At 70.8% G+C, this 10,488-nt stretch carries 12 protein-coding genes, 1 pseudogene and 1 riboswitch; of the genes and pseudogenes, 9 read left to right on the top strand and 4 right to left on the bottom strand.

Annotation, left to right across the window (positions count from 1 at the left end; all coding sequences use genetic code 11):
- The 7 genes and pseudogenes from ACWCSD_RS38040 to ACWCSD_RS38010 all read left to right on the top strand — a co-directional run.
- Window positions 1-989, top strand: a pseudogene (locus ACWCSD_RS38040) (ATP-dependent zinc metalloprotease FtsH); the annotation flags it as partial.
- The gene (gene folE / locus ACWCSD_RS38035; protein WP_352318609.1) at window positions 986-1,564 is read left to right on the top strand and encodes a GTP cyclohydrolase I FolE; all 579 of its coding nucleotides are present in this window, start codon (window positions 986-988) and stop codon (window positions 1,562-1,564) included. The pseudogene ACWCSD_RS38040 and the gene folE, both read left to right, overlap by 4 nt.
- Before the next feature lie 66 nt (window positions 1,565-1,630).
- A complete protein-coding gene (folP, locus tag ACWCSD_RS38030; RefSeq protein ID WP_449922192.1) occupies window positions 1,631-2,488 on the top strand; it encodes a dihydropteroate synthase in 858 nt (285 codons plus the stop codon).
- Window positions 2,485-2,931: a nuclear transport factor 2 family protein gene (locus tag ACWCSD_RS38025; RefSeq protein ID WP_358291555.1), complete on the top strand. Its 447-nt coding sequence runs from the start codon at window positions 2,485-2,487 to the stop codon at window positions 2,929-2,931. Before folP ends, ACWCSD_RS38025 begins: the two co-directional genes overlap by 4 nt.
- Complete coding sequence (gene folB, locus ACWCSD_RS38020; protein WP_352358554.1) at window positions 2,921-3,286, top strand: dihydroneopterin aldolase; 366 nt, start codon at window positions 2,921-2,923, stop codon at window positions 3,284-3,286. Before ACWCSD_RS38025 ends, folB begins: the two co-directional genes overlap by 11 nt.
- Window positions 3,283-3,786 (top strand): 2-amino-4-hydroxy-6-hydroxymethyldihydropteridine diphosphokinase, encoded by a 504-nt coding sequence (folK, locus tag ACWCSD_RS38015; protein WP_352358556.1) that lies wholly within the window; start codon window positions 3,283-3,285, stop codon window positions 3,784-3,786. Before folB ends, folK begins: the two co-directional genes overlap by 4 nt.
- Entirely contained in the window at window positions 3,783-4,238 is a 456-nt protein-coding gene (locus ACWCSD_RS38010; protein ID WP_352358558.1) for a DUF3180 domain-containing protein, read from the top strand. Before folK ends, ACWCSD_RS38010 begins: the two co-directional genes overlap by 4 nt.
- On the opposite strand, the gene ACWCSD_RS38005 is transcribed toward ACWCSD_RS38010, so the two are convergent.
- On the bottom strand, window positions 4,235-5,302 hold the full coding sequence (locus ACWCSD_RS38005; RefSeq protein WP_364332656.1) for an acyltransferase family protein: 1,068 nt from the start codon (window positions 5,300-5,302) through the stop codon (window positions 4,235-4,237). The two genes, ACWCSD_RS38010 and ACWCSD_RS38005, sit on opposite strands and share 4 nt — an antisense overlap.
- Window positions 5,299-6,444: an NADH-quinone oxidoreductase subunit D gene (locus ACWCSD_RS38000; RefSeq protein ID WP_358291564.1), complete on the bottom strand. Its 1,146-nt coding sequence runs from the start codon at window positions 6,442-6,444 to the stop codon at window positions 5,299-5,301. The genes ACWCSD_RS38005 and ACWCSD_RS38000 overlap by 4 nt, the downstream gene beginning before the upstream one ends.
- A 123-nt stretch (window positions 6,445-6,567) precedes the next feature.
- Here ACWCSD_RS38000 and ACWCSD_RS37995 point away from each other — a divergent pair, with 123 nt between their 5' ends.
- Window positions 6,568-7,251 carry a DoxX family protein gene (locus ACWCSD_RS37995; protein ID WP_397155428.1) on the top strand — a complete coding sequence of 228 codons (684 nt, stop codon included), beginning with the start codon at window positions 6,568-6,570 and terminating at the stop codon, window positions 7,249-7,251.
- Between the two features lie 3 nt (window positions 7,252-7,254).
- Here the strand turns inward: ACWCSD_RS37995 and ACWCSD_RS37990 are convergent, their stop codons facing one another.
- A complete protein-coding gene (locus tag ACWCSD_RS37990) occupies window positions 7,255-8,550 on the bottom strand; it encodes an aminotransferase class V-fold PLP-dependent enzyme (protein ID WP_397155430.1) in 1,296 nt (431 codons plus the stop codon).
- Between the two features lie 46 nt (window positions 8,551-8,596).
- Window positions 8,597-8,712, bottom strand: a riboswitch (SAM riboswitch).
- Between the two features lie 75 nt (window positions 8,713-8,787).
- Here ACWCSD_RS37990 and ACWCSD_RS37985 point away from each other — a divergent pair.
- Entirely contained in the window at window positions 8,788-9,987 is a 1,200-nt protein-coding gene (locus tag ACWCSD_RS37985) for a cytochrome P450 (protein WP_358291568.1), read from the top strand.
- Here the strand turns inward: ACWCSD_RS37985 and ACWCSD_RS37980 are convergent.
- On the bottom strand, window positions 9,971-10,488 hold a 518-nt coding region (locus ACWCSD_RS37980; protein ID WP_449922187.1), incomplete at its 5' end, for an SAM-dependent methyltransferase. The two genes, ACWCSD_RS37985 and ACWCSD_RS37980, sit on opposite strands and share 17 nt — an antisense overlap.

Below are 10,488 nucleotides of genomic sequence, written 5' to 3'. Positions count from 1 at the left end.
GGCAGGTCACGGTCGACCGTCCCGACCTGGAGGGCCGCAAGGGCATCCTCAAGGTCCACGGTCGTGGCAAGCCGTTCGCGCCCGACGTCGACCTCGACGTCATCGCGCGCCGCACCCCCGGGTTCACCGGCGCTGACCTGGCCAACGTGATCAACGAGGCGGCCCTGCTCACCGCGCGGGCCGACCAGAAGCTGATCACGATGGAGGTCCTCGAGGAGTCGATCGACCGTGTCATGGCAGGGCCCGAGCGCAAGTCGCGGGTCATGTCCGACAAGGAGAAGAAGATGATCGCCTACCACGAGGGCGGTCACGCGCTGGTGGCGCACGCGCTGCCCAACTCCGACCCGGTCCACAAGATCACTATCCTGTCCCGCGGCCGCGCGCTCGGTTACACGATGACGCTGCCGATGGAGGACAAGTTCCTGGCCACCAGGTCCGAGATGATGGACCAGCTCGCGATGCTGCTCGGCGGCCGCGCGGCGGAGGAGCTCGTCTTCCACGAGCCCACCACCGGCGCCTCCAACGACATCGAGAAGGCCACGGCGGTCGCCCGCCGCATGGTGACCGAGTACGGCATGAGCGAGCAGCTCGGCGCCCGTAAGTTCGGCACCGGCCAGGCCGAGGTCTTCCTCGGCCGCGAGATGGGCCACGAGCGCGACTACTCCGAGAAGATCGCCTCCTCCATCGACGAGGAGGTCCGCCGGATGATCGAGACGGCGCACGACCAGGCCTGGGACATCCTGGTCGAATACCGCGACGTGCTCGACAACCTGGTGCTGGAGCTCATGGAGAAGGAGACCCTCTCCCGCGAGCAGGTCCTGCAGATCTTCGCGCCGGTGGTCGTCAAGGAGCACCGGCCCTCGTACGCGGGCTACGGCAAGCGGCTGCCCTCCGACCGCCCGCCGATCCTGACCCCGAAGGAGCAGTCGGCCAACGGCTCGCTCACCTCCGGCCACCAGGACGCCCTCCAGTCCGGGGACAGTGCGTGACCCAGCACGAGGTTGACCTGGGGCGGATCGAGAAGGCCGTACGCGAGATCCTCTACGGCATCGGCGAGGATCCCGACCGCGACGGCCTGCTCGAAACGCCCGCCAGGGTCGCCCGCGCGATGGCCGAGCAGTTCTCCGGGCTCGGCCAGACCCCCGAAGACGTGCTCAACAAGGTCTTCGACGTCGACCACGACGAGATGGTGCTGGTCAGGGACATCGAGGTCTACTCGACCTGCGAGCACCATCTGGTCCCGTTCCACGGCGTGGCCCACGTGGGCTACATCCCCAACGAGCGCGGCCAGGTGACCGGGCTGTCCAAGCTGGCCCGGCTGGTCGACGTCTTCGCCCGCCGTCCGCAGGTGCAGGAACGCATGACCTCGCAGATCGCCGACGCCCTCATGCGGGTGCTGGAGCCGCGCGGGGTCATCGTGGTGGTCGAGGCCGAACACCTGTGCATGACCATGCGCGGCGTGCGCAAGCCGGGGGCCAAGACGGTCACGTCGGCGGTCCGCGGCGACTTCCGTACCAGCGACAAGACCCGCTCCGAGGCCATGGCGCTGATTCTCGGCAGGTGACGATCGTTATCCACAACTGGGGACCCGAGATGTCGGCAGGTGTGGGGGAACGCCTAGGCTTGCCCCATGACTAGCGTGCCCATCAACGTGCCGGGCGGCACGGAGCGGTGCCTCGTCATGGGCGTGGTCAACGTGACCCCCGACTCCTTCTCCGACGGCGGCCTGTGGTTCGACGAGGAGGCCGCCGTCCGGCACGGGCTCGACCTGGTGCGGGAGGGCGCCGACATCGTCGACGTGGGCGGTGAGTCCACCCGTCCCGGCGCCGCGCGGGTGTCGCTGGAGGAGGAGCTGGCCAGGGTCGTCCCGGTGATCCGGGCGCTCGACGCCGAGGGCGTGGCCGTCAGCGTCGACACGATGCGCGCCGAGGTCGCCAGGGCCGCGGTCGAGGCGGGCGCCAGGCTCGTCAACGACGTCAGCGGCGGCCTGGCCGACCCCGAGATGCCGCGCGTGGTCGCCGCGACGGGAGCGCCCTACGTGGTGATGCACTGGCGCGGCCACAGCCATGACATGGACAGCCGCGCCGTCTACGCCGACGTCGTGACAGAGGTGCGCGAGGAGCTCAGCAAGCGGGTCGATCTCGTGCTGGCCGAGGGGGTGTCCCCCGAGCAGATCGTGCTCGACCCCGGCCTCGGCTTCGCCAAGAACGCCGAGCACAACTGGGCGTTGCTGGCCGGCATTCCGCAGCTCGCCGAGCTGGGATTCCCGCTGCTGATCGGGGCCTCGCGCAAGCGGTTCCTCGGGCGGCTGCTGGCCGGCCCCGACGGCGCGCCCCGCCCGTTCAGCAGGAGCGACGACGCAACGCTGGCGGTCACCGCGCTGGCGGCTCAGGCGGGGGCCTGGTGCGTGCGCGTGCACGAGGTAGGTCCCAATGCCGATGCCGTGCGCGTGGCGGCCGCATGGAAGAGAGCCGGAGCAGGCACATGAGCGTCGACACTGCCGCGATCGAGACGGTCAACGAGGAGTTCTACACCGCGATCGAGAGCGCCGATCTCGACAAGATGACCGAGATCTGGGCCGAGGACACCGCCGACGACCAGGTGAGCTGCGTCCATCCGGGCTGGACGTTGCTGACCGGCCGGTCGGAGGTGCTGCGGTCGTGGGCGCTGATCATGGCCAACACCACCTACATCCAGTTCGTGCTGACCGACGTCAACACCACCGTGCTGGGCGACGTGGCCGTGCTCACCTGCGTGGAGAACATCCTGACGGCGGGCGAGGAGGGTGAGTCCAGCTTCGCCGCGGGAAAGGTGGTGGCGAGCAACGTCTACATCCGCACCGCGCAGGGCTGGCGGTTGTGGATGCACCACGGCTCCCCGGTGCTCCAGGGAGACGACGACGAGGACGAGGAGGGCGAGCTTGAGGTCTGACCGCATCGCTCTCAAGGGCCTGCGGGCCAGGGGCAGGCACGGCGTGCTGCCCGCCGAGCGGGAGCTCGGCCAGGAGTTCGTGATCGACGCGACGTTGTTCCTCGACACCGCCCCGGCGGCGGCCGGCGACGACCTCACCAAGACCGTCCACTACGGCGAGCTGGCCCAGGCGCTGGTCGAGGTGGTCGAGGGCGAGCCGGTCGAGCTGATCGAGACGCTGGCCCAGCGGCTGGCCGACGTCTGCCTGGCCAGCGAGCTGGTGCACAAGGTCGAGGTGAGTGTGCACAAACCGGCGGCGCCGATCCCGCTGCCGTTCGACGATGTGATCGTGACGATCGAGCGGAGCCGCGCATGAAGGCCGTCCTCGCTCTCGGCAGCAACCTGGGGGAGCGGTTCCAGACGTTGCAGGGAGCCATCGACACGTTGTTCGACGCCCCTGGCCTGGAGTTCGTCAAGGTGTCCCCGGTCTACGAGACCGACCCGGTCGGGGGGCCGGGCGGCCAGGAGCCGTACCTCAACGCGGTCGTCGTCGCCGAGACCGCGCTGCCGCCGCGCACGTTGCTGGAGCGGGCGCTGGGCGTGGAGAACGCGTTCGGCCGGGTGCGTGCGGAGCGGTGGGGGCCGCGTACGCTCGACGTCGACCTGATCGTCGTGGGCGAGACCGTGTCCGACGACCCCGAGCTGACGTTGCCGCATCCCCGGGCCCACGAGCGGGCGTTCGTGCTGGTGCCCTGGTCGGTGATCGACCCGGAGGCCACCGTGCCGGGCCGGGGCCGGGTGGCCGACCTGCTGGCCGAGCTCGACCGCCACGGCGTGCGCCTGCGTGACGACCTGAAGCTGCAGAGGCCCGATTGAAGCCGACGCATCCCGGCCGGCTGGCCGCTCTCCTGCTCGTCGTCGCCCTGGTCGTCTGGGCGGCGGTCCGGCACTTCTACTCCGACCTGCCCATCATGCCCTGGACGGCCATCCCGACCGTGCTGCTGCTCGCCCTCGGCGAGGGTTACAGCGGATGGGTGACCAAGGCCAGGATCGCCAGGAAACCCGACACCAAGCCGGTCGAGCCGCTGGCGGTGGCCCGGCTGGCGGCGCTGGCCAAGGCGTCGGCGTACGCGGGGGCGGTGTTTGCGGGGATGTTCGCCGGGTTCGCCGCGTACACGCTGCAGATCTTCGACCGGGAGACGCCGCGCTCGGAGTTCTTCGTGGCGGCCGGGTCGTTCGTGGCGTGCGTGGTGCTCGTCTGCGCGGCCCTGTACCTGGAACACTGCTGCCGGATCCCGAAGGACTCCGACGAGCGCAAACCCGACTAGCGGCGGCGGCCGAAGAGGTAGATGACCGGCAGCGTGCAGATCAGCGGCCCGACGATGGCGATCGGCCGCTCCAGCCACCACTTCAGGTCGGGCGGGATCTTCGTGCCGAGGTTGCCGAACAACCACCACGACAGCCCTAAGGCGATCGCCATGCCGGTCGTGTGGAACAGGAACAGCGGCAGGGCGTAGCGGTTGATGAAGGAGTTGGCACGGGCCCAGCGGGGGCGTTCGAGCACGCGTTCCATGGCCGGGCGCAGCACTTCCACCAGGCCGATCTGGAAGATCAGCAGGGCGACGATGACGAACGTGGGCGGCGCCATGTTCGACCACTTGTCGCCCGGCACGCCCACCATCGAGCCCGGGTAGATGCCCGAGTAGACCAGGCCGATCAGCGCGAACAGGCCGGTCCACAGGATGCCGACGTCGTACCGGCGGGGCAGGACGACGATCCGGTCGTAGAAGAAGCCCGCCTGGTGGGCCAGCCCCCAGACGATGATCATGTTGAGCCAGCCGGCCCACTCGAAGCCGTAGCGGAAGCGCACGACGTCGACGACCAGGGCCGAGCCGCCGAGCCAGATGAGGGCCAGCACGTCGTAGCGCCTGTGCAGCCACAGGGCCACCGGCAGCAGCGCGATCAGCACCAGGTAGACGCCGAGGAACCACAGCGGGCTGAGCACGAGCAGCACCACCCGCCACATCCACTCCACGTGGAACGCCCAGGTGACGATCGCCCCGACGGAGATCCACACGCCGCACAGGAACAGCGCGGGCAGGGACAGCGCGCGGATGCGCCGCCAGACGAACGCCCCGATGCCGACGCCGCGCGCCTGGGCCCGGTTCCAGGACAGCAGGTGCACGTGGCCGCCGACGTAGAAGAACAGCGGCAGCACCTGGAGCAGCCAGGTCAGGATCCACAACCCGGAGGTGAAGCCGAGCGGGCTGGTGGGCTCGGGCCCGCTGGGCTTCCACTCCAGGATCGTGAACGCCCAGTGCCACACCACCACGACGATGAGGCTGAGGGCGCGCAGCCAGTCGACGTACTTGTCGCGTTCGGGAGTGCTCACTTGTCGATGTCACCCACGACGAAGAACATCGAGCCCAGAATGGCGATCATGTCGGCCACCAGGTTCCCGGGCAGCAGCTCGCGCAGCGCCTGGACGTTGCCGAACGACGCCGAGCGCAGCTTGAGCCGCCACGGCGTCTTGTCGCCCTTGGAGACCAGGTAGTAGCCGTTGATGCCGAGCGGGTTCTCGGTCCACGCGTACGTGTGGCCCTCGGGCACCTTGAGCACCTTCGGCAGGCGCTGGTTGACGGGCCCGGGCGGCAGCTCGCGCAGCCGGGCGACGCACGCGTCGGCCAGGTCGAGGGAGACCTTGAGCTGCTCGAACAGCACCTCGAACCGGGCGTGGCAGTCGCCGTCGCGCCGGGTGACGACCGTGACCGGCAGCTCCCCGTAGGCCAGGTACGGGTCGTCGCGCCGCAGGTCGAAGTCCACGCCGGAGGCGCGGGCGATGGGGCCGCTGACGCCGTACTGGAGGATCTGCTCGCGGGTCAGCACGCCGACGCCCTTGGTGCGGGCGAGGAAGATCTCGTTGTTCAGGATGAGGCCCTCGATGTCGGGCACCCGGCGGCGGGTCTCGGCGACGGCCGCGGCGACCCGGTCGAGCCAGCCGAGCGGCAGGTCCTCCTTGAGGCCGCCGACCCGGTTGAACATGTAGTGCATGCGCCCGCCGGAGATCTCCTCCATGACGGCCTGGATGCGTTCGCGCTCGTTGAAGGCGTAGAAGACGGGGGTGATCGCGCCCAGTTCGAGGGGGTAGGAGCCGAGGAACATCAGGTGGTTGAGCACCCGGTTGAGCTCGGCCAGCAGCGTACGCGCCCATACGGCCCTGACCGGCGTCTCCATGCCGAGCAGCCGTTCGGCGGCCAGCACGACGCCCAGTTCGTTGGCGAACCCCGACAGCCAGTCGTGCCGGTTGGCGAGCATGATGATCTGGCGGTAGTCGCGGACCTCGAACAGCTTCTCCGCGCCCCTGTGCATGTAGCCGATGATCGGCTCGGCCGCCTCGATGCGCTCGCCGTCGAGGGTGAGCCGGAGCCTGAGCACGCCGTGCGTGGAGGGATGCTGGGGGCCGATGTTGAGGATCATGTCCTCGGTCGCCAGCTCCTTCGCGCCGGCGCCGATCCCGACCACGCGTTCCGTCATAGGGCCCATGCTGCCACCGTCCCACGGGGTGATCCAGCGTGGGGGATGGTCAAGGAATCGTATGGCAACGCATCCCGAAGCCAGACATGGGGATCAATACCGGGAACGGGGGGAGAAAGCACTGTGAAGAGAGTCCTGTTTGATGTGGCGGCCCTGATCTCCCGGGTGGTACTCGGGGTGATCTTCGTGGCGCACGGCTGGCAGAAGTGGCAGGGCGGGCTCGGTGCCGCGGCGGGGCAGTTCCGGGAGATGGGCGTGCCCATGCCCGAGTTGTCGGCCGGATTCGCTGCCATCGTCGAGCTGGTCGGCGGTGCCCTGCTGATCCTCGGCCTGCTGGTCCGGCCGGTGGCGTTGCTGCTGCTCATCGACATGATCGGCGCGATCGTCTTCGTGCACGCGGGCCACGGGGTGTTGTCGCAGGGCGGGGGATGGGAACTGCCGGGGGCGCTGGGTGCGCTGTCCTTGATGCTCGCCGCGCTGGGTGGCGGCCGCATCGGGCTCGACGGCATCTTCCACTCGACGTACCGCCGTCGCAGGGAACGCCAGATCGCCGAGGACGACCTCGCCGCGCACCGGCCGGCCCGGCGCGCCGAGCCGACGACGGTCGTCACCGAGGGGCCGGCCACGCAGGTCGGGCCCGAGGGCGGCCCGACGACGCCGGCCCGGCCCGAGGGCGAGGTCGAGCAGCCCAACGTGCCGCGGCAGCCCAACGCGCCGCGCCCCGGGCACCTCAACGACGAGGACATGCGGGACATCGACGCCCTGGTGTCCGACGAGCCGCATCAGCAGAAGCCGCCCAACCGCTGAGCGTCAGCGGCTGACCAGGTCGCGCAGGGCCTCGACCAGGCGGTCGACGTGCTCCTGCGTGCTGCCGATGCCGATGGAGGCGCGTACCGCCGAGGCGGTGCCGTCCTCGCAGCCGCCGTCCGAGGCGCCGAGCAGGTGGCGGACGAACGGGTGCGCGCAGAACTTGCCGTCCCGCACGCCGATGCCGTACTCGCCGGACAGCGCCTCGGCCACCTCGCGGGCCGAGTAGCCGTCCACGACGAACGACACGATCCCCACCCGCGGGTGGTCCTCGCCCCACAGCGACAGCTCGCGCACCCCGTCGATCGACGCCAGACCGGTACGCAGCCGGGCGATCAGGCGCTCCTCCGCGCGCACCAGCTCCGTCCACCCCGTGGCGGTGAGCGCGTCGCAGGCGGCGGCCAGGGCGATGGCGCCGAGCACGTTGGGGGTGCCGGCCTCGTGGCGGGGCTCGGGGTCGTCGTGCCACTCGGTGGTCTCGCCGACCGAGCGCACCGCGCCGCCGCCCTTCAGGTACGGCTCGCCCGCCGCCAGCCAGTCACGGCGTCCGACCAGCACGCCGGCGCCGAAGGGCGCGTACAGCTTGTGGCCGGAGAAGGCCACGTAGTCCAGGTCGAGCGCGGTCAGGTTGAGCCTGCGGTGCGGGACGAGCTGGGCGGCGTCCACCAGGATCCGGGCGTCGTGCCGGTGGGCGATGTGGGCGAGGGCGGCGATGGGCCACAGCTCGCCGGTGACGTTGGAGGCGGCGGTGACCACGAGCAGCTTGGGCCCCTCGATCCCGGCCAGCGCCTCGTCGGCGGCGCGGACGGCCTCGCCGGGGAAGGCGGGCGGCGCCAGGCGCACGGACCGCTCCCAGGGCAGCAGCGAGGCGTGGTGCTCGGAGTCGAAGACGACGACGGTCGTGCCCTCGGGCAGGCAGCCGGCCAGCAGGTTGGTGGCGTCGGTGGTGTTGCGGGTGAAGATGACGGCGTCGTCCGGGCGGGCGCCGACGAAGGCCCGGACCGTGTGGCGGGCCTGCTCGTAGCGGGCGGTGGTGAGCTGGGAGGCGTAGCCCGCGCCGCGGTGGACGCTGGAGTAGGCCGGGAGCGCGGCGGCGACGGCGGCGCTGACCGGCTCAAGACAGGGGGCGCTGGCCGCGTAGTCGAGGTTGGCGTAGCTCACCAGCCGGCCGCCCTTGACCGGCACTTCGAGGTCGGCGCCGAGCACGGCGGGGATCGACCGTCCGGAGGCGGCGGCAGGGGCGGGGGCCTCGGCGGCGGCCTGGGCGGGAACGGAGTTGAAGATCGTCAGCGTGGACACGGCACAGCTCCTCACGGGTCGGTCGGACCCCTGGGAGCAGCCACGGAGCCCGCGCTTGCCCGCCACACCTCGTGACGGACCAGGTCTTCACCCGGGGCACCCCGCCGCGGACGCGAGGGTTGCCGGCCAGCTAGCCGGGGCTTGTCGCTGGCACTCATGACCTACGACGGCACTATAACCGACACCCGGGCATGATTCGCAAGCTCAGCAGGTCAACCCGTCTCATAAGATGAAATCGTGCGCTTTGATCCCTGGAATCCGGATTTCGTCGTCGACCCTTATCCGGCGTACGACGAGCTGAGGCGCGAGGCGCCCGTCCGCTACTTCGAGCCGTCCAACCAGTGGCTGATCTCCCGGCACGCGGACGTGAACGCGCTGCTCAGGGACCGGCGGCTGGGCCGCGACTACACCCACGTCGCCACGCACGAGGAGTTCGGCCGGCAGCCCGCGCCGGAGTTCCAGGAAGCCTTCTGGCGGGTCAGCAGGAACGGCATGCTGGAGGTCGAGCCGCCGGACCACACGAGGCTGCGCCGGCTGGTGTCCAAGGCGTTCACGCCGCGCATGGTCGAGTCGCTGCGCCCGCGCGTCCGGGCCATCGCCGAGAGCCTGATCGACGCCTACGTCGAGAAGGGCGGCGGCGACCTGATCGCCGAGGTCGCCGAGCCGCTGCCGGTCACCGTCATCGCCGAGATGCTCGGCGTCCCCGAGCAGGACCGTCACCTGCTGCGCCCGTGGTCGGCCGACATGTGCGGCATGTACGAGCTCAACCCCAGCCTGGAGACCCAGCACCAGGCGGTGCGCGCGGCCGAGGAGTTCGAGTCCTACCTCAAGGACCTGGCCCGCGACCGGCTCGCGAACCCCGGCGAGGACCTGGTCAGCGCCCTGGCCGCGATCCCCGAGCTGACCCTCGACGAGCTGGCCGGCACCTGCGTGCTGCTGCTCAACGCGGGCCACGAGGCCACGGTCAACGTCACCGGCAACGGCTGGCGGGCCCTGCTGAAGAACCCCGGCGAGCTGGCCCGGCTGCGCGCCGACCGTTCGCTGCTGCCGACCGCCATCGAGGAGCTGCTGCGCTACGACACCCCGCTCCAGCTCTTCGAGCGCTGGGTGCTGGAGGACATCGAGGTGCACGGCGTGCGGATCCCGCGCGGCTCGGAGGTCGCCTGCCTGTTCGGCTCGGCCAACAGGGACCCCGAGGTGTTCGAGGACCCGGACCGGCTCGACCTGGGCCGTCCGGACAACCCGCACATCTCCTTCGGCGCCGGCATCCACTTCTGCCTGGGCGCGCCGCTGGCCAGGATCGAGCTGACGGAGTCGTTCACCGCGCTGCTGGACCGGGTCGGGACGATCGAGCTGCGCGCGGAGCCGGTCTACAAGCCGGGCTTCGTCATCCGCGGCCTGCGCTCGCTCGACCTCGACGTCACCGGCTCTGGCTGAGCCAGCCGAACCCGCCGAGCCCCGCCGGATCGATCAGCTCGCCCTCCTCCGACGCCCGCGCCAAGGCGCGCACGTAGCCGCGCGGATCGGTGCGGGCGAGGTCGACCGGCGGCCGGGCGCCGGTGAGGCCCAGCGCCCGCAACATGTCGCGCTGTGTGGACAAGGTTGTGGATATCGCGCCGGCCCGCCGCCCGGCCTCGGCGCACGCGTCGAGCGCGACGTGGGCGGTGATGTCGCAGGTCCCGTCGGGGATGGGCGTGACGACGGCGCCGTCGCGGTAACCGGTCAGCGTGCCACAGAGCGGTCGGTTATCCACAGGGTGTGCATAATCCACGGCTATCGCCCGGCCGCGGGCGAGGCGTACCAGAACGGAGGCCCAGGCGTCGTCACGGGGACGGCCGATCTCGGCTCGGGTGCCCACGTGCGGCAGCGGCCACCAGCGGTCGAGCCATTCGCGGTCGGCGGGCCGCAGCGGGCCGCCGAGGCGCTCCTCCCCGGTGC

Source organism: Nonomuraea sp. NPDC001684 (assembly GCF_053596515.1).
Note: the sequence above shows the minus strand (reverse complement) of the source record. Positions and strands in the feature narration are given on the sequence as shown.